The 23,437-nt window shown below is 65.3% G+C and carries 22 protein-coding genes; 4 read left to right on the top strand and 18 right to left on the bottom strand.

Annotated elements, in window-relative coordinates; genetic code table 11:
• The first annotated feature begins 33 nt into the window (after positions 1-33).
• On the top strand, positions 34-819 hold the full coding sequence (locus AC5Y42_RS01735) for a DUF3109 family protein (protein ID WP_499895296.1): 786 nt from the start codon (positions 34-36) through the stop codon (positions 817-819).
• 4 nt (positions 820-823) lie between these two features.
• Here the strand turns inward: AC5Y42_RS01735 and AC5Y42_RS01730 are convergent, their stop codons facing one another.
• Complete coding sequence (locus AC5Y42_RS01730; RefSeq protein ID WP_499895294.1) at positions 824-1,549, bottom strand: FadR/GntR family transcriptional regulator; 726 nt, start codon at positions 1,547-1,549, stop codon at positions 824-826.
• A gap of 26 nt (positions 1,550-1,575) precedes the next feature.
• Between AC5Y42_RS01730 and AC5Y42_RS01725 the strand changes: the two genes are divergently transcribed.
• From AC5Y42_RS01725 to AC5Y42_RS01715, 3 genes are read left to right on the top strand one after another with little or no spacing between them, the layout of a single operon-like run.
• Positions 1,576-2,523, top strand: a complete 948-nt coding sequence (locus tag AC5Y42_RS01725; protein WP_499895292.1) for a tocopherol cyclase family protein — start codon at positions 1,576-1,578, stop codon at positions 2,521-2,523.
• Positions 2,523-2,849 carry a hypothetical protein gene (locus AC5Y42_RS01720; protein ID WP_499895291.1) on the top strand — a complete coding sequence of 109 codons (327 nt, stop codon included), beginning with the start codon at positions 2,523-2,525 and terminating at the stop codon, positions 2,847-2,849. The genes AC5Y42_RS01725 and AC5Y42_RS01720 overlap by 1 nt, the downstream gene beginning before the upstream one ends.
• Positions 2,846-4,717 (top strand): GMC family oxidoreductase N-terminal domain-containing protein, encoded by a 1,872-nt coding sequence (locus AC5Y42_RS01715; RefSeq protein WP_499895290.1) that lies wholly within the window; start codon positions 2,846-2,848, stop codon positions 4,715-4,717. Before AC5Y42_RS01720 ends, AC5Y42_RS01715 begins: the two co-directional genes overlap by 4 nt.
• 1 nt (position 4,718) lies before the next feature.
• On the opposite strand, the gene AC5Y42_RS01710 is transcribed toward AC5Y42_RS01715, so the two are convergent.
• From AC5Y42_RS01710 to AC5Y42_RS01630, 17 genes are all read right to left on the bottom strand, one after another.
• Positions 4,719-6,266 carry an MCE family protein gene (locus AC5Y42_RS01710; RefSeq protein ID WP_499895289.1) on the bottom strand — a complete coding sequence of 516 codons (1,548 nt, stop codon included), beginning with the start codon at positions 6,264-6,266 and terminating at the stop codon, positions 4,719-4,721.
• Between the two features lie 4 nt (positions 6,267-6,270).
• Positions 6,271-7,413, bottom strand: coding sequence for a virulence factor Mce family protein (locus AC5Y42_RS01705; protein ID WP_499895832.1), 1,143 nt, complete (start codon positions 7,411-7,413; stop codon positions 6,271-6,273).
• Complete coding sequence (locus AC5Y42_RS01700; RefSeq protein ID WP_499895288.1) at positions 7,413-8,978, bottom strand: virulence factor Mce family protein; 1,566 nt, start codon at positions 8,976-8,978, stop codon at positions 7,413-7,415. Before AC5Y42_RS01700 ends, AC5Y42_RS01705 begins: the two co-directional genes overlap by 1 nt.
• Positions 8,975-10,516, bottom strand: a complete 1,542-nt coding sequence (locus AC5Y42_RS01695) for a virulence factor Mce family protein (RefSeq protein WP_499895287.1) — start codon at positions 10,514-10,516, stop codon at positions 8,975-8,977. Before AC5Y42_RS01695 ends, AC5Y42_RS01700 begins: the two co-directional genes overlap by 4 nt.
• Entirely contained in the window at positions 10,513-11,553 is a 1,041-nt protein-coding gene (locus AC5Y42_RS01690) for a virulence factor Mce family protein (protein WP_499895285.1), read from the bottom strand. The genes AC5Y42_RS01695 and AC5Y42_RS01690 overlap by 4 nt, the downstream gene beginning before the upstream one ends.
• The gene (locus AC5Y42_RS01685) at positions 11,550-12,767 is read right to left on the bottom strand and encodes an MCE family protein (protein WP_499895284.1); all 1,218 of its coding nucleotides are present in this window, start codon (positions 12,765-12,767) and stop codon (positions 11,550-11,552) included. The genes AC5Y42_RS01690 and AC5Y42_RS01685 overlap by 4 nt, the downstream gene beginning before the upstream one ends.
• 5 nt (positions 12,768-12,772) lie before the next feature.
• Complete coding sequence (locus AC5Y42_RS01680) at positions 12,773-13,642, bottom strand: ABC transporter permease (protein ID WP_499895283.1); 870 nt, start codon at positions 13,640-13,642, stop codon at positions 12,773-12,775.
• A 1-nt stretch (position 13,643) separates the two neighbouring features.
• Positions 13,644-14,360, bottom strand: a complete 717-nt coding sequence (locus AC5Y42_RS01675; RefSeq protein ID WP_499895831.1) for an MlaE family ABC transporter permease — start codon at positions 14,358-14,360, stop codon at positions 13,644-13,646.
• A gap of 264 nt (positions 14,361-14,624) precedes the next feature.
• Positions 14,625-15,515, bottom strand: a complete 891-nt coding sequence (locus AC5Y42_RS01670; RefSeq protein ID WP_499895282.1) for an SDR family NAD(P)-dependent oxidoreductase — start codon at positions 15,513-15,515, stop codon at positions 14,625-14,627.
• A complete protein-coding gene (locus AC5Y42_RS01665) occupies positions 15,512-17,053 on the bottom strand; it encodes a flavin-containing monooxygenase (RefSeq protein WP_499895829.1) in 1,542 nt (513 codons plus the stop codon). The genes AC5Y42_RS01670 and AC5Y42_RS01665 overlap by 4 nt, the downstream gene beginning before the upstream one ends.
• A 23-nt stretch (positions 17,054-17,076) precedes the next feature.
• A complete protein-coding gene (locus AC5Y42_RS01660) occupies positions 17,077-17,973 on the bottom strand; it encodes a metal-dependent hydrolase (protein ID WP_499895280.1) in 897 nt (298 codons plus the stop codon).
• Between the two features lie 31 nt (positions 17,974-18,004).
• Positions 18,005-18,892 carry a metal-dependent hydrolase gene (locus AC5Y42_RS01655; RefSeq protein WP_499895279.1) on the bottom strand — a complete coding sequence of 296 codons (888 nt, stop codon included), beginning with the start codon at positions 18,890-18,892 and terminating at the stop codon, positions 18,005-18,007.
• 136 nt (positions 18,893-19,028) lie between these two features.
• Complete coding sequence (locus tag AC5Y42_RS01650; protein WP_499895278.1) at positions 19,029-19,736, bottom strand: TetR/AcrR family transcriptional regulator; 708 nt, start codon at positions 19,734-19,736, stop codon at positions 19,029-19,031.
• A 67-nt stretch (positions 19,737-19,803) separates the two neighbouring features.
• Positions 19,804-20,391 (bottom strand): TetR/AcrR family transcriptional regulator, encoded by a 588-nt coding sequence (locus tag AC5Y42_RS01645; RefSeq protein ID WP_499895277.1) that lies wholly within the window; start codon positions 20,389-20,391, stop codon positions 19,804-19,806.
• Positions 20,392-20,404: 13 nt separating this feature from the next.
• Positions 20,405-21,367 carry an oxygenase MpaB family protein gene (locus tag AC5Y42_RS01640; protein ID WP_499895276.1) on the bottom strand — a complete coding sequence of 321 codons (963 nt, stop codon included), beginning with the start codon at positions 21,365-21,367 and terminating at the stop codon, positions 20,405-20,407.
• Positions 21,368-21,453: 86 nt separating this feature from the next.
• On the bottom strand, positions 21,454-22,137 hold the full coding sequence (regX, locus tag AC5Y42_RS01635) for a two-component sensory transduction protein RegX (protein ID WP_499895274.1): 684 nt from the start codon (positions 22,135-22,137) through the stop codon (positions 21,454-21,456).
• Positions 22,134-23,360 (bottom strand): sensor histidine kinase, encoded by a 1,227-nt coding sequence (locus AC5Y42_RS01630; RefSeq protein WP_499895273.1) that lies wholly within the window; start codon positions 23,358-23,360, stop codon positions 22,134-22,136. Before AC5Y42_RS01630 ends, regX begins: the two co-directional genes overlap by 4 nt.
• Positions 23,361-23,437 lie beyond the last annotated feature (77 nt).

Here is a 23,437-nt window from a genome sequence, read left to right as displayed (position 1 = left end):
GAGCGGACCGAACGTTGGTCTACCGTGGAAATCGTGACCAGCTCGCATCCGGCCCATCCCGGCGAGGTCGAATTGGACTTCGCACGCGAATGGGTGGAGTTCTACGACCCGGACAATCCCGAACACCTGATCGCAGCCGACCTCACCTGGCTGCTGTCGCGCTGGACGTGCGTGTTCGGCACACCGGCCTGCCAGGGCACCGTAGCCGGACGCCCCGACGACGGATGTTGTTCGCACGGAGCGTTTTTGTCCGATGACGACGACCGCGCCCGGCTCGACGATGCCGTCTCCCGGCTGACCGACGACGACTGGCAGTTCCGGGAAAAGGGACTGGGCCGCAAGGGTTATCTCGAGCTTGACGAGCACGACGGCGAAGAGCAATGGCGCACCCGCAAATACAAGGGTGCGTGCATTTTCTTGAACCGGCCCGGGTTCGAGGCCGGGCCGGGGTGCGCGCTGCACACCGCGGCGCTGCGGCTCGACGTGCAGCCGCTGACAATGAAGCCCGACGTCTGCTGGCAGCTGCCGATCCGACGGAGCCAGGAGTGGGTGACCCGTCCGGACGGCAGCGAGATCCTCAAAACCACCGTCACCGAATACGACCGCCGCGGCTGGGGTTCCGGTGGCGCCGACCTGCACTGGTATTGCACCGGCGATCCGGCCGCCCATGTCGGCGCCAAACAGGTGTGGGAAAGCCTGGCCGCCGAACTGACTGAGCTGCTCGGTGAAAAGGCCTACGCCGAGCTGGCCGCAATGTGCAAGCGGCGCAGTGCATTAGGGCTCGTCGCGGTCCATCCGGCGACCCGGGCCGCCGAATAGCCGGCTAATCCCCGGGGTAAGCCTGCTGGAAGGACTCGACCATGCGCAGCGCGCTGGCTTCCAGATAGGCCTCGACGCGTGCCGCGGCCGTCGTCGTGTCGCGCGCCTGCACCGCATCGGTGATCGCACTCAACTCGGCCAGCACTGTGTCGGCGTCGTCGTAGGCGGCGGTGAGCTCATGTTCGCGACCACCGAAGGCGTCTTCGACCCAGCGGTACAACAATCCCAGCGCCCGGTTGCCGGTGGCATGGACGAGCACCCGGAAGAACGCTAGGTCCGCCTCTTGCCGCGCCTCGGATGTCGTCGTGGCGCGGACTGTGTCCAGCGCGGCGCGTAGCGCATCCGCGTCCTCGCCGGTGCCACGCTCGGCGGCCAACCGTCCGATGAACCGGCCGAAGGCCGCGCGGATCTCCAGCACCTCGACCAGGAATTCCGGGCCCAGCTTGCGTACCAGCGCCTCGACCACCGCCGGGTGGGTCAGCTCGCCGGGGTCGCAGACCACGTTGCCGCTGCCATGCCGGGCCTGGATCAGCCCCATGTGCTGCAGCCGGGCCAGGCCCTGCCGCAGCGAGGTGCGGTTGACATTGAGTTGCTCGGCGAGTTCTCGCTCCGGCGGCAGGGTCGATCCGGGCGGGAAGGCGCCGTCCAGGATCGCGTCGGCGATCGACGCGGCGATCTGCTCGTCGACGCGCTGGCGATCCGGTGGCCGGATTGGACTTGACTGGTTCATTGGCTCAACCAATATAGTAGACGCTCATGGACGACGAACTGCGTTCGGCGGCCGCACCGCGCTGGCGCGGCGAGCCCGGCCGCTTGGAAGTCTGGTACGCGACGCTGTCGGATCCGGTGACCCGCGCCGGGCTGTGGGTGCACTACGAAACCGTGGCACCGACCCAAGCGCGTCCTTACGGGCACGGCTGGTCGACATGGTTCCCGGTCGACGGGCCACCGCGCACCGAACGCTTCGGTCCCGAACCGGTTGGACCGGCGACCGGGCCGGCCTGGTTCCGGCTTGGCGACGCGCGAATCAGCTGCGAAGAATTCGCCGGACGCGCCGGTTCACTGGCGTGGGATCTGCGCTGGAAGGACACCGGCCGCCCGCTGTGGACGTTTCCGCGCGCGGCCTGGGAGCACGGACTGTTGCCCGGCGCCCAAGTCGTTCTGGCCCCCACCGCACAGTTCACCGGCTCGGTCAGCATCGAGAACACCGCGCACCGCCTCGACGGCTGGCGCGGCGGGGTGGCCCACATCTACGGGCGCGGTAATGCCAAGCGCTGGGGCTGGATTCACGCAGACCTCGGCAACGGCGACGTCCTCGAAGTGGTCACCGCGATCTCGCACACCCCCGGGCTGCGCCGGCTGCCACCGATGGCCTTCGTGCGGTTCCGGATCGATGGAAAGGATTGGCCCGCCCACGGCTTGCCGGCACTGCGGATGCGAACCATCCTCGGCTTACAGCACTGGCAGCTGGAGGGCCGGATCAGCGGACAGTCGGTGCTGATCCGTGTCGACCAGCCCGAAACCCGTTGTGTCAGCTTGGCATACACCGATCCGGATGGGGCGACTGCGGTGTGCACCAATACCGAGCAGGCCGATGTTCACGTCGAGGTCGGTAATCGCCGTTGGGCGGTGATCGGCACCGGGCACGCCGAAGTCGGCCTGCGCGGCGCAGCAGCGCCCGTCGTCAACGAAAGGATTCCGTGATGAGTTTTCTGCTCGACCCACCGATGCTGGTCGCCTCCGGTGTGCTCATCGAACGCGGTCTTCCCGCTGAACAGCGGGACGCGGCCGAGGCCGCCACGCTCGGGGTGTTCTTCGGCGGCTCGTTCGGGCTGTACAACAACGTGCCGGGGCTGGGCCTGCTGTGGCGGCCGTTCCGGGCTCAGAACGGCCGCGACTTCATGTGGAACAGCGGGGTTTTCGGCGTGCGCACCCAGCAGCTGAATTGGCCGATGCATGCGCTGGCAGCCGGCATCTTTGCCACCTATCCGTTCTTTCTCAAGCTCGGCCGCCGGCTCGGACGAACATGACTCGGCTCGCCGAACGGGCGACCGCCTCGTTCGGGGCCGCGCTTCTTCCGCCGGAAAGCGGCGGCCCGTCACCGGCGCAGCTGGTCGAACGCGTCGACCGCTACGTCACGCAGCTGCCCACGGCATCCCGGCGTGCGCTACGCGCGGGGCTGCTATCCCTCGCGGCGGCAGGCTATCTCACCACGGGCCGGTCGCTGTCCCGACTCAGCCCGGACCGCCGCACCGCAGTGCTGCGCCGAGTCGCCACCTTCAGCCCCGATGCCGGCGCGGCAGTCGAGGGGCTCAAAGCCATCGTGTTGCTCGCCAATGGCGCCGACAGCTACGCCGCGGAGTTGCTGCACCGCGGCACCGAGCACGACGTGGCCCGCCCCGACGCGGCGCTGACGATCACCGCGTCGACTGAGGCTCCGTCGGTGATCCACGCCGACGCGGTGGTGGTGGGCTCCGGGGCAGGCGGCGCCATGGCGGCCCACACTCTGGCCCGCGCCGGAATCAACACCGTCGTGCTCGAAGAGGGACGGCGGTGGAGCGTCGACGAATTTCGCGATATGCACCCGATCGACCGCTACGCCGGGCTGTATCGGGGCGCAGGTGCCACGTTGGCGCTGGGACGCCCGACCGTCGTGCTGCCGATCGGGCGGGCGGTGGGCGGCACCACCGTCGTCAACTCCGGCACCTGTTACCGGCCCCCGCTGCCCGTCCAGCGGCGCTGGCGCGACGAGTTCGGTTTGCGGCTCGCCGATCCAGACCGGCTGGCCGGCCACCTCGACGACGTGGAGCAGACCTTACAGGTGGCGCCCGTCCCGTTGGAGATCATGGGACGCAACGGCCGGCTACTGCTCGACGGGGCCGCGGCGTTGGGCTGGCACGCGGCGCCGATTCCACGCAACGCGCCCGGCTGCGATGCGTGCTGCCAATGCGCGATCGGCTGCCCGCGCAACGCCAAGTTCGGTGTGCACCTCAACGCGTTGCCGCAAGCCTGCGCGCGCGGCGCGCGGATCGTATCGGGTGCCCGCGTCGAGCGGGTACTGCAGGCGAGCGGTCGCGCCCGCGGCGTCCGGGCCCGGCGCCCGGACGGTACCGCCGTCGACGTGCTCGCCGACATCGTCGTCGTTGCTGCCGGGGCGACCGAGACACCGGGATTGCTGCGGCGCAGCGGCCTTGGCGGCCATCCCCGGCTCGGCCGCAACCTCGCGCTGCATCCGGCCGCCATGCTGGCCGGCTACTTCGACGACGAGATCATGGCATGGCGTGGCGTCCTGCAAAGCGCCGCGGTCGACGAACTGCACGCCACGCACGGCGTGCTGATCGAAGCGACGTCGACACCGCCGGGCATGGGGTCGATGGTGTTTCCCGGTTACGGCGCCGAGCTGCTGAGCTGGCTGGAGCGGGCCCCGCAGGTCGCCACATTCGGAGCGATGATTGCCGACCGCGGCGTGGGCCGGGTTTACTCGCCGCGCGGGCAGACACTCGTGCGCTACGACATCACCCCGGACGACACCGCCAAGCTGATCACCGCGCTGGAAGCCATCGGCAAGCTGCTGTTCGCCGCCGGCGCCGTCGAGGTGCTCACCGGCTTGCCCGGCGCGCCGACGGTATCCTCGCTGCCTGCGCTGCAGAGCTTGCTGCGGCGAACGAACCCGAAAAGCCTGCACCTGGCTGCTTTTCATCCCACCGGTACCGCCGCTGCCGGTGCCGACGAGCAGCGCTGTCCGGTCGACGAGACGGGCCGGCTGCGCGGTGTCGACGGGGTCTGGGTCGTTGACGCGTCGATCCTGCCCAGCTGTCCGGAGGTCAACCCACAGGTATCGATCATGGCGATGGCGTTGGCCGTTGCCGACGGAATCGTCGCTGCCCGAGCGGATTAGCTCAGCCAGCCGGCGCGAGCATGGACTTCCAGCCGTCGTCTCCAGTTTCGATTGAGTTCTGCACGGCCCACGTCACGCCGTCGGGACCCATCACTTCACCGCTCGACGGACTGTAGATCGCCGTCGGACTGGCCGGGGTGTAGACACACGGGTTGGGCTGCTGCCCATTGCATTGCACGGTGCCCGTTCCCGGGCGTTGCAGTGGATCGCTGCGCGGAGGAGTCGGCTTGGGAAGCCGGTCAGCTGAGGCCGGATTGAGGCCGTTGTTGATTGAGGGCGCCGGTATCACTTGGCCGGGGGTGACCGGCTGATCACAGCGCGCGCCGGGTGCCGGGCAGTTGTGGATCTGGTTGGGGTCGCCGTACCACGGATTGGTACCCAACGGGACATACGGTTTGTCGTCGCGGCACTCCATGGGCGTGGCCCGTCGCTTTCCGGGAACGTCGACGCACGGCAAGTTGCGGGCGCCGCGCACGGCGTTGGCCGGCGTGTCTTGCGGGATCTTGCAATAGGTTCCACTCGGCAACGGCGCAATGCTGGTGTCCGCCGGTGAACGCCACTCCGATGCGGGAATGAAGCCGGTCAGGCAGGGCGGCGGATTGTTGATCGACAGGTTGAAGTCCATGATCACCGACCCCGGCGACCCGGCGACCGCCGTCTGGGCGATTGACGCGACCTCCGGCAAGAAGACCAGCAGCTGCTCGAGATTCTTGTTGTACCGCTTGAGCATGTCGGTAACGATGGCCAGGTTCGCCAGGGTCTGCGGCAACGCCTCGCGCACATCGCCGAATACCGCGTTGATCTGATCGGCAGTCGGCGCGGCCTGGCGCAGAATGCTTTTCACGTTTTGGTCCTTCTCGGCGATCTGGACGCCGACCACGTCCAGGTTGTGGGACCAACGTTCGATCTCGTCCGCCGAGTTGACCTGGCTGTCCAGGATCGGCGCCGAGTGGGCAATGATGTCGTCGATGTCGGAAAGGTTGGTCTTGAAGTCGCCGACGATGGCCTGGGTGGAGTCGACGAGTCGTTGCAACGACGGCCCCAATCCCCCTACGGCTTGGGCGCCCTCGTCAAGCAGGGATCCGATCTTTTCCTTGGGTAGCACCGACAGCCCGCGGTTGGCGGCGTCCAGCGCGGGCCCGATCTCGCTGGGGACGGTGCTCTTGGTGATGGTCTGCCCCGGCGAGAAGAACTTGCCCGGATTCCCTGTCGAGACCAGATCCAGATACTGCTCGCCGATCGCCGACACCGAATGCACATTGGCGGACGCGTCGATCGGAATCCGGTAGCGATTGTCGATGCTGAGCGTGGCCCGGGCGCCCTTCTTCGTCGGCTCGACCTTGGTGACCTTCCCGATCTGAATGCCTCCGTAGGTCACGTTGGAGGTCCGGTACAGGCCGCCCGAAGCCGGCAGCTCCGCGGTCAGGGTGTACTGGCCGATGCCGACCTGGCTCGGGATACGCAGGTAATACCAGCCGAGCACAACCAGCGCCACCACCGTCAAAACGGTGAACACGATCAACTGGCCGCGGATCATCCGAGTCAACATCGCGTCAGTCCCCTCGCTCCACCGGCGCATCGGCCGGGTTGGGGGTGTATCGGATGTCAGGAATCATCGTGGCGGGATCACGGCCCCAGGACTGTTCGAGGGCACGCAGTGCCCCGGAGAATCCGGTGCCGGTGAGGGCAGCGTTGTCGATGGTGCTCAGCGTCAGGTCAAGCGCCCCGGATACGTTGATGTAGTCACCGCGAACGATTTTGGGCAAGGCGTCGAGGGTGAACGGGGGCGAAAGCAGCAGCTTCAGCGACTCCACCAGATAGGGCGCGGACCGGCCGAGTTGCTTGAGCGGTCGCTGCAGTAGCTGCAGGTCTTGGTGGAGGTTGTCCTGCGATGCCGACAGCGTCTTGTCCGTGACGGCGCTGATGCGTCCCACCGCATCGATCGCTTCGACGAACCGGACGTGCTCGTCAGCGAAATACTTGACCAGCGGCGGCAATTCGCTGAGTGCTCGATCCAGTACATCCGTTCGGCCGGCCAGATAGGACACCAGCCGGTTGGTGGAGTCGATGGCACGAGTGATGTCGTCGCGCTGCTGGTTGAGTTGGCGGGTAAAGGTATCCAGCTTGTGTAGGAAGTCACGGATCTGACCGGCCCGTCCGGTCAGAATGTTATTGACCTCATCCTGCACGACCTCCAAATTCGGGATGCCGCCGCCGCGCAACACCATCGCCACGCTGGCCAATGTCCGTTCGATCGAGGGATACGCCGATGAGTGTTTCAACGGGATGGTGTCGCCGTTTTGCAGCAGCTGCGGCGACGGGTGCTGCGGTGCTGCCAACTCCACGTGTTGAGAGCCCAGCAGGCTGGTCTGGCCGATCTTCGCAGTGGCGTTCTTCGGCAGCTTAATGCCCTTGTCCAAATCCAGTGTCAGCGTGGCGATCCAGTTCTTCAGCTCGATTGCCCGCACGGTCCCAACGAAGACGTCGGCGACCAGAACCCGGCTGTTGCCGTTGAGCGCCAAGGTGTCCGGCATCTGCACATAGATGGTGTAGGAACCGGGTCCGCTGCCGGGACCGCCGGGCAACGGCACATTGGCGATACCCCGCCAGCTCGTACACGACGTCAGCACCACCGCCGCTGCCAGTAGGGCCACGCCCTGCCAAACCCGCCGGCGCACAGCGTGTACCGCGCGCATCATGAGCCCGGGCCTGCCGGTCCAGGTGCCTCGGCGGCACCGAGCGGAGCATCGGCCGGCGGTCCTGGTGCCGGTGCCGGCGACGGCAGCGGTTGTGGATACCACGGCGGCGGTAGTGGGTTGTTCTCGTCGTAGGCATTCGGCGGCCCGGTCATGTTCTGCCGTGGCGGTGGCGCCGTAATGTCCGGGCCGCCCATGAGCTCTGTTAACGACTCTGGCGTCAGCAAGCTCGCGGTGGCGGGCGATACCTCGACTCCTTGCATGCCGGGCGCGACGATCCAGCCCGGTTCGGAGTTACGGTGCGACCAGGGAGTATCCGGGGAGAAGATCCCGGGGACCGTGGTGTCTTTGTAGCCCGGTGGCGGCTGGAGTCGCTCTTCTGAGTACGCGATGTTTTTGGGCAACGTATCGGCGGTGGTGACCACGTTGATGCCGAACGGGACGTAGTTGAATTTGATTGCATCCAGGACCGGTCCGAGATACTGGGCGCAGAGTTCGGCCGAATCCTGATAGCCCAGGCGGCTGCCGGCCTGAATCATGCTGCAGATGAACTGCATTGGGTTGGCGAAGTTCACCAGCGCCGGCACTCCGGTCAATCCGCCGTGCGCCGGCTCGTAGATCCCGAGGACATTGGCGGCCATGTGGGGCAGCACATGGAGTCCGGTCTCCAAACCCTCTATCGGTGTCGGTTGCACGATGGCGGTGGTCACCTCGCCGAGGTTGTTGAGGTCGTGGGTCAGCGCTTCACGGTTCTCGGACAAGAACTTCTGCCCGGTCGACAACAGGTCGTCGGTCTGCTGTATTGCGCGGGCCACCGCCTGATCCGAACTGGTGAAGATGTTGGTGAAGTGTGCGAGTTGTTGGTTCAGTTCGATGAATTGCTGGTCGTTTCGGTGCAGCGCGTTGACGAACAATGCCAGGCTGCGCGCCACCGCGAAGAAGTCCCCGCGGCCCTCGTTGAGCGCGGTCAGTGCCTTCGAGAGTCCATCCAGCGTGGTGTTGAGCTGCTTGCCCTTGCCGGCCAACCCGTCGGCGAACGACTCGATCACGTCGCCGAACGGACCCTTGGGCTGTTCGGGGGTGGGACCCAGTTTGTCGATGATGTTGGTGACCTGGTTGCGCAAGTCGTCCCACTCGACCGGCACCTGGGTGCGTTCGATCGAAATTACGGCGTTGTCGCCCATCACCGGACCGCCGTCGTAGGGCGGCTCCAACTGGATGCTGCGCGACGCCACCAGTGTGGGGTTGAGAATCGCCGCCGAGGCGTCGGCGGGCACCTTGTACTTGTTTTGGTAGTGAAAGGTGACTTTCATCTTGTCGCCGGTCGGCTCGATCGCATCGATCGCGCCCACCCGCACGCCCATGATCTGAACCTTGTCGCCGACATAAAGCGCATTCGCCGCCGGAAAGTAGGCAACAACGGTGTTGTTGGTCAGCCGGTGGTAGAGCTGCCAGCCCGCGACCGTCGCGACCAGACCCAGCACCACCGCGAGCGAACCGATGATGATTGTCGCCCGTGAAAGCCTGGGCAGCTGGAGTTTTCGGATATCGAAGATGGTGCTCATTGGCTGCTACCTCCCGTCCCGTCGGGCGTGATGAACGGGGCCGGCAACTGTGGGCCTGGTCCGTGTGGCGGCGGCGGTCCCGGTGGCAGCGGCGACGGCGGCGCCGCGGGTAGCGGGGCCGGCCCTACCGGCTCTGTCCGCGCTCCATGCGGTGCCGGCGGCAACGGCACCGGTGTGCCCGGAACGTCGGGCGGCGCAACACCTTGCCGCCCCCCGCTCGGGATGCCCGGCGTCGGGGGCAGGCCCTTGGGGTTGGGCGGCGACGACAACACGTCGGGCAACGCCGGGTAGGGTCCATTGGGCCCGAACGGGCCTTGCTCTTGGTCAATTCCCGCACACGGCATCGGATTGCCCGGGCGCGGAAGCAGTTCGGGTGCTGGCGTGTACGAGCAAGGTGATCCCGGCGCCACCGCCGGTCCCGGATGATCCGGGGTGCCTTCCAACACCGGCGGCGCGGGGGGCGGCGCACCATTGGGGAACCGGGTGCCGTTGGGGTCGGGGAACCGGAACGCCGGCAGGCCCGCGCTGCGCCAGAAGTCCTCCGGGTCGAGGCCGCGCTTTTTGAACGCCGCATCCACCCACGGCTGCAGAATTTGATACGGCAGCAGGTTGGCCACCATGACTTTGAAGTACGGCCCCGAACTGACGGCCTCGCTCAGCGACGCGGTGAACTTCTGCAAGCTCGTCAACACGGCGACAAGGTCGTTTTTGTGCTCGACCAGTACGTCGGTCACCGAGCGCAGTTGCTCGAGAAGGTGATTGAGGTTCGGGTTGTCGTTGATCAGTCCCTGCACTTGCCCGGAGAAGGCCGCGACGTTGCCCAGCAGCGCATTGATGTCGCGGTCCCGCTGATTGAAAGCCGCCAGCAATGCACGCGCGTTGACCAGCAGCGCGTTGATCTGTTCCCCGCGGTCCCCCAGGATACCGGCTACTTTCCTGGCCGAGGTCAGCAAGTGCTTGATCTGGTCGTCTCGTTTGCCGAGGGTGTCGGAAAACTTGGCCACCCCGTCGAGGGCGGCACCCAGGTGCGGAGAAGTCTGGCTCACGGTTTCGGACAACACATTCAATGACTTTTTGACGGTATCGATGTCCCAGCCGGCGGCGGCCTTGGTGACGTCGAAGAACGCGTCGTAGATCTGGTAGGGGGTGGTGCTTTGCCCCAGTGGCAGCACGTCGTTCGGGCGCAGTCTTTCCGAGCCGCGCGGTTGGACCTCGAGCACCTTCTTGCCCAGAACGGTTTCGGTCTTGATCGCCAATCGGCTTTCGGTCCCGATGGTGTGAGTGCCCGTCGAGAATTTCATCACGATGTGGTTGCCTTCGATGGCGACGCTCTGAACAATGCCGACGTCCTTGCCGGCGATGCGGACCGTGTCGCCCTTGGACAGGCCGCCGGTGTCGCTGAACTGCACGTAGTAAGTCGGCTGCGCAAACAGCATCGGAACGCTGCTAAAGCTTTGCCCCACACCGACAACGAGGGCTGCCGTGACGATCGCCATCGCCCCGACGCGTACCCGGTTGGCAGGTTCCAGCGTTCTCATTGCAACGTGCACCTGCCTGTCGGCTGTTGGAAAAGCCTGACCGTGCGTACCGGACCGCCCGGTTGCAATCCGTTGAGCCGGATCGACAGGTCGCACAGGTAGAAGTTGAAGAAGTCACCGTAGAGACCGCCGGTGCGGCCGACCAGATTGAAGGCGGTCGGTGACTGCGACAACAGATCCCCGATTTGGCCACGATTCTCGACGAGCGGCGCGGCGACGGTCTCCAAGTGGCTCACGGCGCTACGCACCAGCTCTCGGTTGTCGGCCAGTAGGTCGGCTACGGTTCCGGCTGCCCGGCTGATATGTGCCATGCCGTCCGCCAGCGGATCGGCGCGGTTTTTCAAGCCGGTGACCAATGTCTCGATATTGTCAACAGTCTGGTCCAACTCCTGCCGATGCCGAACCGTGGTGTCCAGCAGCGTGTTCAGGTTGGTGATCACTTCGCCTATCGCCTGGTCGCGCTCGGCCAGATGCGAAGCCAGCTCGGCGGTCTGGTCGAGAATGTCGTTGATGGTTCCGCCTTGCCCCTGGAATACGGTGATGATCGACGAGGCGATGTTGTTGACCTTCTGCGGGTTCAACGCCCGAAACAGCGGCTTGAACCCGCCGATCAGTGCGTCGAGATCCAGCGCCGGCTGGGTGCGCGCCAGCGGGATGAATCCGCCCGGAGGCAGAACTTTGTTGGCCGCCTCGCCCTCGCCGCGGCCAATTTCCAGATAGCGGTTGCCGATCAGGTCCTGGTAGCGGATCTGTGCCGTAGTCGACTCGTACAGCTGCACTGACCGCTCGACGCTGAAAACGACCAGGATCCGCCGGTCGTCGTCGATCAGGTCCACTTTTTTGACCTTGCCGACTTCAACACCCGAAGCCCGGACGAACTGGCCGGCGCGTAATCCGCTGGCACTGCTGAATTCCGCGGAGTAACTGTTGGTTCGGTCAAACCGGATCTGACCGAAAACCACCACGATGATGGCAGTGAACAGCAACTGCACCGACGCGATGGCGGCCAACCGGATAACCGGACCGGTGATTCTCATGGGTTGATCGTGTTCTCCCCGTACTGGCGTCCCCACACATATTCGATGGCGAGGGGCTGGTTGATTTCGAAGTGGTTGTAGGGCGCGATGTTGATGCCGGTGTCCATCACCAGATACGGCGCCGGCCACAGATCGCGGGTGATCGGCTGCCAGCAGCCCGGTGCGCCGCCGGGCCCGCCCCTGGCGTTGGTCCTGGGCAAATTGTCGGGATAGACGTAGGGGTTCTCCGCACCGGTGATTGCCACCCCGAGCGCCGCGGAGTACTGGTTACCGCTCTCCAACTCGGTGATCTTGGGTACGAGATTGGAGATATTGCGGATCGTGCAGAACAGCGCGGGGCTGTGGGTGTCGAGTAGCCGGGTCGTCGGAACAAGGTCGCCGACAACGCGTTCCAGATACGGCGCAGCGCGTTCGAAAACGTCGCCGGCCGTGTTGCCGAAGCCGATCGCCGCCAGCCGCGCGGCATCCAGATCGTTTTGTTGTGCATTGAACGTGTGCGCCGTGGTGAGCGCATTGTTGATGAAGTCAACGAGATCGGGTGCCGCGTTCGCGTAAGTCTCCGTCAGAGCCGCGACTTGCCGGATGTCGTGACGGATCGTCGGCATCCGCGCATTCACGTCGTCGAGGATGGCGTTGCCGTTGACGATCGAAGCCCCGAACTTCTTACCCAATCCGCTCAGCGCCTCCGCAGCCGCGCTCAGCGTCAGGTTCACCTTGATCGGATCGACTTGCTCGGAAAGCTCCATCAGCGTTTCGAACAACGTGTTGAATTCGGTGGTCACCGACATGGCGTTGATGACGTCGCCCGGCGAGATCGACTGGGGAGACGGATCTTCGGGCGCGGTGAACGAAACGTATTTGTTGCCGAACACCGTGGTGGCCTGGATTTTGGCGTCGACGTTGGCCGGAATCAACTTCACGTACTTCGGATCGACATCGAGCGCCAACTTGGCCGCCGGCTTGCCGTCCCGGTCAATCTCGGAAATCTCAGCGACCCGGCCGACCTCGACGCCGTTATAGGTGACCTTCGCTCCCTTGTCCATCACCAGTCCGGCCCGCGCGGCCAGCATCGTCAACCGTGTCGTGGGGGTGAAGTCGCCACGGAACTGTCCGTAGGTCAACCCAAGCACCAAGGCGCATGCCAGCAATAACCCCACGCCGGCCAACTTGTCCGGCCAGGTGCGCGGCTTGCGTTCCTTGATCGGGATGGTCATGGCGACTAAACCGTGAGGTTGAAATTCGGATCGACGCCGTAGAGCGCCATCGAGGTCAGCAGGACAACGAGCACCGTTGAGACAAGCGAGAACCGCATCGATCGGCCGACCGCTTCGCCCACCCCCACCGGGCCGCCGCTCGCGTTATAGCCGTAGTAACAGTGGGTGATCATCACGACCACCGCCATCACGATGACTTCCATGCCCGACCAGAACACGTCCTCGGTGCGCAGGAATGTCCGGAAGTAGTGCTCGTAGGTGCCCACCGACTGTCCGTAGAACAACGTCGTGACGGTTTGCCCCGCCAGGAACGACATCACGAGTGCCATCGCATAGAGCGGGACGACCACCACCAGGCCGGCCACGATCCGGGTGGACGCCAGGAACGAAATCGACTTGATGCCCATCACCTCCAGGGCATCGATCTCCTCGCTGATGCGCATGGCGCCCAGCTCGGCGGTAGCGCCGGCACCCACGGTGGCCGCCAGTGCGACGCCTGTCACCAAGGCGGTAACGACACGCACATTGACCAGGGCGGCGAAGAACCCGGTGAAGGTCTCCACGCCGATATTGCCCAGCGATGCGAAGCCTTGGATGGCGATGAGCGACCCGCCGGACAATGTGGTGAAGCCGATGATCGAGACGGTGCCGCCGATGACGGCCATCGCACCGGTGCCCATGCCGATCTGGGCGATCAGCCGCAGCGTCTCCGTGCGATAGCGGCGCAGCGCCAAGCCAATCGACCAGGTGCCGTTGGCCGCGAACCGGGCCAGCTGTCCGGCCTGCTCCAGTCCTCGGCCGGCACTGCCGACGTAACGATTGACATTGGCGGCTGCGCGCGGGAAGCGGGCCCGGACAACGGCAGTCGTCGACATCTCAGCGCCCCGTCCCGAACCGCACCCCGATCGTGGTCAGCACCACGTTGACCGCGAACAACGCGAGGACGCACAACACCAGGGTTTCGTTGACGGCGATCCCGACGCCCTTGGGGCCGCCCTTGGTGGTCAGCCCTCGGTAGCAGCCGACCAGCCCGGCGATCAGTCCGAACACCGCGGCCTTGACCGTCGCGATCACTACCTCGGGCAACCCGGTGACCAGGGTCAGGGTGGCCAAGTATGCGCCCCCAGAGACATTTTGGATGTGAACGCCGAACAAGAAGCCGCCGACCAATCCAATGGTGATGACGGTTCCGTTGAGCAGGGTGGCGACGACGGTTGCCGCGACGACGCGCGGCACCACCAGCCGGTAGATGGGGTCGATGCCGAGAACCTCCATCGCGTCGATCTCCTCGCGGATGGTGCGGGCGCCCAAGTCGGCGCAGATGGCCGTAGACCCGGCGCCCGCGATGACCAACACCGTGGTCAGGGGGCCCAGCTGGGTGACCGCACCCAGCGCCGCGCCCGCCCCCGAGACGTCCGCCGCACCGAAGGCGGCCAGCAGGGTATTGAGCGTGAAGACCACGAGCACGGTCAGCGGGATTGAGACCGCGATAGTGGGCAGCAACGAGACCCTCATGATGAACCAGCACTGCAGGATGAACTCCTGCCACTGAAATGGCACACGGAACAGTGCTTTTCCCGCCAGCACGCCCATCCGGGCGAAGCCGCCGACCGTCGCGAGCGGGGGCTGAAGTTGGTCGCGAACGTATTCGGCGAGCCGTGTCTCCGTCAACGTCGTCACCGCTGGCTCCTCACCGTGCAGCCCGAGAAACAGGCATTAACTTTAACCGCGAGAACCCTCAGATCCGTGCAAGGACGTGCGGCCGTGTCATGGCGGCGATGGGGCAGACATGCGGGTCGCAACTAGTGACAAGCCAATTGCCAGGAGCGCTTGCTCACGATCGCTGACTCGAGCCCGCTACCGCCCGGATGTCTTCAATAGTCGCTTCCCCAGCCGTTGCAAGGTGTCCACCGAGAACGGCTGTGCCATATGGCGATTGACGCCGGGTGCGATGCGTAGCATGAAGTAACCGAGCCAGGCTTCGGTACGAACCGGCACAACCGCGAGGTCGAACCGCACCGCTCGCACCGCCGCGGCTGCGACCAGGTTCGGGCTCATCGGCGCGAACGGAAGTTTCTCGCCGAGTTCTTGCAGACGCCGCGTAACCTCCCTGCCTTGCTCGATGAGCTTTGGGTCGACACCGACGGTGACCGCGTTCTCACCGATATTGGTGTTGATCACTCCGGGGCAGATGGCACTGACCCCAATGCCTTTGGGCCCGAGTTCAAGCCGCAGGCATTCGGTCAGCATCTTCACCCCGGCTTTGGACACCGAGTAGGCCGACATCACCGGGGTGGGAGTGAAAGCTGCCGCGGAGGCGATATTGACGATGTGCCCACCGGCGCCGCGCTCGATCATCTGCGCGCCGAAGACGCGGCAGCCATGAACCACGCCCATCAGGTTCACACCCAGTTGACGGTCCCAGTCCGCCGGGCTCAGTTCTAGAAACGGACCACCGACGAGCATGCCCGCATTGTTGACCAGCACGTCGGCGCAACCGTGATCAGTGCGCACCGCTGCACCGAACGACTCCCACGCGTCGGGGTCGGTGACGTCAAGGCGTGCCGCCGAGGCTCGGTGCCCGTTGCCCCGAATGATCGCGGCGGTGGCAGCGGCTGCGTCCGCGTCGATGTCAGAGGCCACCACATGAGTGCCGAGCTTGGCGAATTTCATCGCCGTTGCCCGCCCGATCCCGCTTCCTGCACCAGTGACGACGACGAGGCGCGGCCGCAATCTGTTGATTTTCACGCGCGCTCCTGTGCGGTGCCTGCACTGTAGCGATAGACGTCGATGTCGTAATGGCGGTTCTGCCAGTACATCTCACCGTGAGTCGACGGTCTGAACGGCGAATCACCCTTATTGTCCAGGTAGTAGGTGTTGGAGCCGGCGCAGACCGGGGTGAACAGAAAGTTCTTCTGCTGCCGTTTGAGGCATTTGCGGAAGTACTCCTCGTGGACCTCCCGGCGGATTTCGCACACCGTCGCCTTGCGGCGTTTCGCCTCCGCGATCGCTCGGCTCAGGTGCGCCGACGTCGCCTCGATCATCCACAGATACGAGCCGAGCACGAAGCCGTAGGGGCCGGTGATCGCGAAGGCGTTCGGAAAGCCGGGCACCGAAACCCCTTGATAGGACTGGTATCTCTGCTCGTCCCAGAATGCTCCGAGCTCTAGCCCGTGCCGGCCGATGACAGGAAACGGCGGAACCGCGCCCGTGTCCCACAGCTTGAATCCGGTCGCACAGATCAGCACATCGACCCGGTGCTCTACCCCGTCGACGGTCCGCACCCCGCGTTCGGTGACGCATTCGATGGTGTCGCTGACCAGGCTGACATCATCACGGTTGAACGAGCGCAGATAGTCGTTCGACATCGACGGTCGCTTGCATCCCAATCCGTATCGCGGAATCAGCTTCTCCCGGATCACCGGATCGTCGACCTGGCTGCGCATCCAGCGTCGGGTCGAAACCTCGAGCGCCCGGCGGCCGGTTTCCGTCAGCCACCGCGGCCCCATCCACACCCCGCTCATGGCAACTTCGGTCCCGACAGTTCCGACCAGGCGGACCGCCGACCGGATCGGCTTGCGTTCCATGATCCATCGGCTGACCGGATTCATTTCCCTGTCGAATCTGGGAAATACCCAGATCGGTGTCCGCTGGAAGACCGTCAGATGCTCGACCTCGTCGGCGATAGCCGGCACCACCTGCAGCGCGGTCGCGCCGGTGCCGATGATCGCGACCCGCTTACCGGCCAGTGCGACGTCGTGGTCCCACAGCGCGGTGTGCATGAGCGTGCCGCCGAAGTCGCGAAGCCCCGCGATGTCGGGCATCTTCGGGCGCTCCAGTCCGCCGACCGCCAGCACCATATACCGGCCGGTGACCTCGCCGCCGTCGTCGGTGGCCAGCCGCCACATGCTGTGGCGTTCATCGAATGTCGCGGCGGCAACTGTCGTATTCAGCCGCAGTTTGTCCCGCAGCCCGTACTTGTCCACCATGTCGTCGGCGTAGCGACGCAGTTCCGATCCCGGGGCGAAGACCCGGGACCAACCGCCACGCTGCTCATAGGAGAAGCTGTAGATGAACGACGGAATATCCACGGCCACCCCGGGATAGGTGTTGGCATACCAGGTACCGCCGACCTGATCCCACTTGTCGATGATGAGAAAGTCGTGAATTCCCTGCCGCTGCAATGCTATTGCGGCACCGATCCCGCCGAACCCGGCGCCCACCACAACAACCTCGTGGTCGGGAGATACCCGCTCGGCAGCGGCGGCCTGCGCGGTGTCGAGCATGGTGCTCAAGGCCGGACCGCCAGTTACTTGAGGTGACCGACGAGGGACCCCTGAGCGCCGAACAGCTCTTGGCGCCACTCCTCGACCAGTTGACGAGTGTCGATGTCGTCGGGATGAAAGCCCGGCCGCATGTAGACGCGCAGGTCTGCCATCAGGCCCCGCACCAGCGGGCCACGGAAGATGCCGATGGTCTGCCGCGCCACCTTGATCGGGCGCCAACCTTTCGGGTCGGTCAACACCGACAGCACGGTGGCCGCCGTCACCACCGGGATGGTGAGGACATACATCACCGCCATCACCCCGATCCGGGTCCGCTCGGGTCCGCCGACTGCACGGTAGACGTCGAAGGCCACCGACTTGTGCTCCAACTCCTCGACTGCATGCCAGTTGAGCAGATTCCACACCTCGGGATCGCCCGGAATCGCTTGGATCTCGTCACGGGACAGCACCCGCTCGGCCAGCGTTGCGGTGTAGTGTTCGGCCGCCGCCGTCATCGCCAGGTGCACCAGCGCGGGCGCTCGATTCTCCAGACGCAGGATCAGCCGGTGGCGACGGCTGTCGGTGGGGAAGGTCAACAGCCGGACGAACGGATAGCCCATTTCGATGAGCTTTTCGTTCAGTCGGCGATGTTCCTGGCCGTGCACCGACTCCTGGCCGATGAATCCGGCCACCCGCTTCTTCAGCACCGGATCGGTCACCCGATCGGCGACGCGCCGCACCGACCTGATGAACGATTCCTCCCCCGGCGGAAAAGCCGCCGACAAGAACGCCACGAGGTGGCTGAAAGCAATGTCGCCCTCGACGAAGTGATGGTTCATCGGTTGCGGATCGCCGAAGCGAAACCGGATACGCCGTACCTTCGGATAGCCGATCGGGGCAGAATCCCCCTGTCGCGCAACAGCAACGTTCCTGTCGGCCATGGCACTCGTCTCCTCGGGGCGTCGTGTTCGATCACTTCAGATGGTCGACAAGGGCTCCTTGCGGACCGAACAGTTCCTGTTGCCACTCCTGCAGCAATCGTTGGGTGTCAATGTCATCCGGGTGAAATCCCGGTTGCAGGTATTTCGCCAGGTCGTAGATCAGGCCACTGAACAGTGGCCCGCCGAACAATGCGCGCGCTTCCCGGGCAAGTCGCAACGGCTGCCGCCGCGCGACCGGATCGCGGGCCAGCGAGAACACCAGCGTGGTCAGCGTGATGGGAAAGGTGAGCGCGATCATCGCGCACATCACGGCAATTCGGGTACGTTCCGAGCCACCCATCGCGCGGTAGACGTCGAATGCCACCGACTTGTGCTCAAGCTCTTCGAGCGCGTGCCAGTTGAGCAGGTTCCATATCTCCGGCTCACCCGGGATCTCCTGGAGCTCTGAGCGGCCAAGTATCCGCTCGGCAAGCACCGCCGTGTAGTGCTCCGAGGCCGCGGTCATTGCCAGGTGCACTCGGCTCGGTAGCCGCTGTTCGAAGTGAATAAACCGTTCCTTGAACGACTTCGAATCCCACCACCCGATCGGGTAACCCATTTCGATCAGCTTCTCGTTGATCTGTCGGTGCTGCTGGCCGTGAGTGGATTCCTGACCGATGAAGCCGGCGACTCGCTGTTGCAACGCCTTGTCGGCGAGGCGGTCGGAGAACCGGCGCACCGAACGGATGAACGACTCTTCTCCCGGTGGGAAGGAGCCGGACAACCCGGCCACGAAGTGACTGAACACCATGTCGTCATTGACGAAGTACTTTTCGTACGCGCGGTCCTCGCCCAACACGAAGCGCACCCGTCGCGTCGTGGGATAACTCGAGCGCGTGGCTGTGGCGTCCGGAAGTTTCCGGCGAAATTTGCCCGCCATGGTGACCTCAGCCTTTCCCGAACAGTTAGTAACTAGTACTAGCAGTACCGGTATTGGCCAGAATACCGCGAGGCGTGAGGGGGCACAAGGGGTCAGCGCGACGGGACCGGGTGTTCGATCGGGGATGCGAGCCGAGCTAGTCGTTGCCAGCCAGAGAATCCAGTTTGGAGTCTGGATCCAGTTCCACTCCGCGGGCCGCCGCGCACGCCGAGAATGCGCCCCACAGAAAGGTGGTCAGCTGTTCGACGAGGGCATCTTTGCTGATTGTCGGACTGTTGAGCCAACGCAGCACGCCAAGAGCAACGGCCCCGAGCGCGGCGTCGACAAAGTACTCGACGTCACCGGAGTTCCCGCCCTGGGTGCGCAACAGCGCGGCCACCACGTCGACCGTGGCGTTTGACAGCGGTCTGGCGTTGTCGATCAACTCGGTGGGCGAATGCTCGTCGCGGAAATGCGAACCGACCAGAAAGCGAAAGAGATTGGGCCGCTCGTCGACGAGGTCGACATACGAACGCACTGCCGAGCGCACCAACTGCAGCGCGGTGCCGGCGAAGTTGAAGTGGGGTACCACCCGTTCGATGACCATCTCCTGCGCACGCTCACCCACCGCGGTGAACAACGCATGCTTGTCGGCGAAGAACCGGTAGAGCTTTGGGCGCGGAACCGCCGCTGTCTTGACGACGTCGTCGATCGACAGGTCCGGACCGTATTCCTCGATGGCCCGCAGCGTCGACTCAATCAACTCGGCGCGCACTGCAACTCGGTGCTCACGCCAACGGTCGACCCGGGCATCCCCCGTCAACGCGGGCAGCCGCCCGCGGCCGAGAGCTACATCCGCCGACACGATCTCAATCGTAATCCACCAGACCCAAACGACCGTGCGTTCTGCGGCGCGGAACGACGACGCTGCGCTACCAAACCAGCGGGGCCAGATGCGTTCGTGCGTACGCGCGAACGGCGGCGTCGTCGCCCACGTCGAGGACCTTGCTCGGCACCTGCGCAAGTGAGCAAGCCAGTCGGATGTGCAGTTCGGCGACCGCTGCCAGGTCGTGATCGGGCATGGCGGCCCCGGCGGCGCGCAGCGCTTTGGCCATCGCCTCGGACGCGCTGTCGAGGAACGCCTCGGCTTCGGCAAAGATGCCGGGCACCGCCACCAGGTCGGCGTCGAACTCCAGGAATTTCCGCATCACGGGTTCGGTGGTCAACAACCGCAAACCTTCGCAGAAGGCCGCTATCGCAGCGTCTTTCGGACCGGAATCGATGCCGACGGTGCGCAGCCGACCCATCGCGAATTCGAAAGTGCGACGGCCCAGCTCGGTGATCAACGCGTCGCGGCTGGGGAACCGGCGGTACAGCGTGCTGCGGCTGACGCCGGCCTGGCGCGCGATCACGTCCATGCTCGCGCGGCCGACACCGACCAGTGAGACTTCCTCGGCAGCGGCCTTGAGGATGGCCCGTTCCTGCTCGGTGGTGCTAGTGGTGTTCCGTGTGCGCCGCATCCGTACCAGTGTGTCAGCCGACGGGGCAGCCCCGGGGCGGGGCGAAAGAGTCCAGTGCCACCGATCGGTGCAGTTTGACCAGCTTCTCGTACTGCAGCCGGTTGTAGGCCAGCGGGACCAGCAGCAGCCGGTCCGGCAGCACGCGCCAGGCCAGTTGCAGCAGGCGCGTATAGAGCGCGAATTCGCGATCGTGGCGGTCCTGCCACCGGAAGCCGGTCAGTTCCCGTACGCCCGGGTGCATGATGCCGAACGAGCACACTTTCACCACCCGACCGGCTACCGGCCGCGCGGCGAACCACAGCGGGGCGATGCCGGCCCGCAGCGGCGCCGGCAACAGCAGTGTCGGCAGCGGCAGCCGGGTGAGCCCGGCCGTTACCCGATCCAGAAACGGGTTGGCCCGAAGGTGGGTGTCGACCATGTCGTCGTAGTAGCGGATGGCATCGGCGTATGTCGGCGGCAGCTTGCCGGATTTTCCGGGCAGTTCGATAGCGCTGAACGCGGCGACAAGTTGCTGGTAGGCCGCTTCCTCCTCGGCCGGCGTCAGCGCGATTCCGGTGGCCGGCGTAAAGGACCGCAGCACCACGAACAGTCCGCTGACCGCGATCCAGTTCCACAGTTGCGGGCTCAAGGCGCTGTAGCGGACATCGGCGAACTCCCCCTTGCCGCGGCCGCGGACGTCGCGGTGCAGCAGCTTGAGCCGTTCGCCCTCGGCCGCGCGGTCGTCGGCGTCGCCCCAAATGGCTAATAGCGCCGAAAACCCGCTGCGCACACCGCGGTCGGCGAAGTTGCGTTCGAAGCGGCCGGTCTTGTCGACTGCGGCGGCCACCGGTACCAGGGCCACCTCGTCGAACGCGGCGGCTCCGAAGACGCCGGCGAACACGCTGCCGCTGTGCTTGCGAAACTGTCCCATCACCCGGGGTCGCACCGGGCCCGCCAGGCGATCCGGATCGATGTGCGGTGCGATGCCGGCGCCCATGGCCACTCCTTAGCCGGATGACTCTTTGACACAAAGACTACATTTCTGTGTCAACGTGTCAACGATTTCCGGCGAGCTGCCGAGGGTCAGCTTTCGAGCTTGTAGCCCAACCCACGCACGGTGACCAGGTGCACCGGGTTGGCCGGGTCGCCCTCGATCTTGGACCGCAGCCGCTTGACGTGCACGTCGAGGGTCTTGGTGTCGCCGACGTAGTCGGCACCCCACACCCGGTCGATCAGCTGCCCGCGCGTCAACACCCGGCCGCTGTTGCGCATCAGATACTCCAGCAGGTCAAACTCCTTAAGCGGCAACGTGATCGGCTCTCCGTTCACGGAGACAATGTGACGCTCGACATCCATGCGCACCGGTCCGGACTCCAATACGCCGTCGGCTTCCTCGGAGTCATCGTCGCCCCCGCGGCGCAGCACCGCCCGGATCCGGGCGATCAGCTCCCGCGCCGAATAGGGCTTGGTCACATAGTCGTCGGCGCCCAGTTCCAGTCCGACGACCTTGTCGATTTCGCTGTCGCGGGCGGTGACCATGATCACCGGCACGCTGGAACGGGCACGCAACTGCTTGCACACGTCAGTACCCGACATGCCCGGCAGCATCAAGTCCAGCAGCACGATGTCGGCGCCAACCCGGTCGAATTCGGCCAGTGCCGAGGGCCCGTCGGTCACGACCGTGGCATCAAAGCCCTCTTTGCGTAAGAGGAACGCCAGCGGATCGGCCAGCGACTCCTCGTCTTCCACGATCAGCACGCTGGTCATTTGCGCAGTTCTTCCTCTCGTTGGACTCTCTTGGGCCGAGCCAGGGGCTCGGGCGGTTGATCGGGCTCGTCGCCGGGATCGACATACATCGGGATAGACAGGGTGAACGTCGAGCCGGTTCCGGGCTGGCTCCACAGCCCGATGCTGCCGTTGTGGTTGGCGGCGACGTGCTTGACGATCGCCAGGCCCAGCCCGCTGCCGCCGGTGGACCGTGACCGTGCCTTGTCGCTGCGGAAGAACCGCTCGAAGACCCGTTCCTGGTCTTTGCGTGCGATGCCGATGCCGCGATCGGTGACCGCGATCTCGACGGATCCGGCGCGTCGGCGACGGCTGATCGACACCAGCGACCCACGCGGGGAGTAGGCGATCGCGTTGGACACCAGGTTGGCCAGCGCGGTGATCAGCAAGGTCTGGTCGCCCAGCACCCGCAGGCCGCTCGGCTCGTCGGTGCGGACCTCGATATCGGCGTTTTCGGCGGACACCTTATGACGGGAAATCGCCTCGGAGACAATGGCATCCACGTCGACGGCGCCCAGGTCGGGTAATCGCTCGGCGCCCTGTAGCCGGGACAGTTCGATCAGCCCAATGACCATGTCCCCGAGCCGGTTGGCCTCGACGAGCACCTTCTCACCGAACCTGCGTACGGTTTCCGGGTCGTCGGCCGACACCAACAGCGCCTCAGCGAGCACGGCCATCGCACCGACCGGGGTCTTGAGCTCATGGCTGACATTGGCCACGAAGTCGCGACGGGTCGCCTCCATCCGGGCGTACTCGGACTGGTCGTAGACGAAGACGACGGCGAAGCGGCGATCCTCCTCGCTCAACAGTCGCGCCTCCCCGCGCACCGACAACCCCGACCGGCCGGGCGCCGAGGCCTTGGCGGGCTGCATGTCGAACTCGGCAACATCGCCGCTTGCCAGCGCCCGGCGCGCCGCCCGCCATGCTTCGTCGTCGAGCTGACGGTCGCGCACCAGGCCCAACTCGTCGGCGCGGTTGTTGCGGTACACCACGTCGCGGTGGACGTCCACCACCGCGGTGCCCAGCGGAGTCAGTGCGACGATGCGCTGCAGCATCTGCGCGACGGTGATGCCGGCCCAGTCTGCGGCTGCCCGCTGCCGTCGCTCGAGGACGCGCGGCGCCAAACGAGCACCGACGGCGATGCCGACGGCCAGCGCCAGGACGATCGAAACCCCGGCCAGCGACAGCGCCGAGAACACAGTCACATTTAAAATCCTACAAATCCCGGTGAACTTCACCCCAGTAGCGCGCGGCCAAAATCGGACATGTCACACGCTGCGAG

It is taken from the genome of Mycobacterium sp. NGS48, assembly GCF_059812585.1.
Note: the sequence above shows the minus strand (reverse complement) of the source record. Positions and strands in the feature narration are given on the sequence as shown.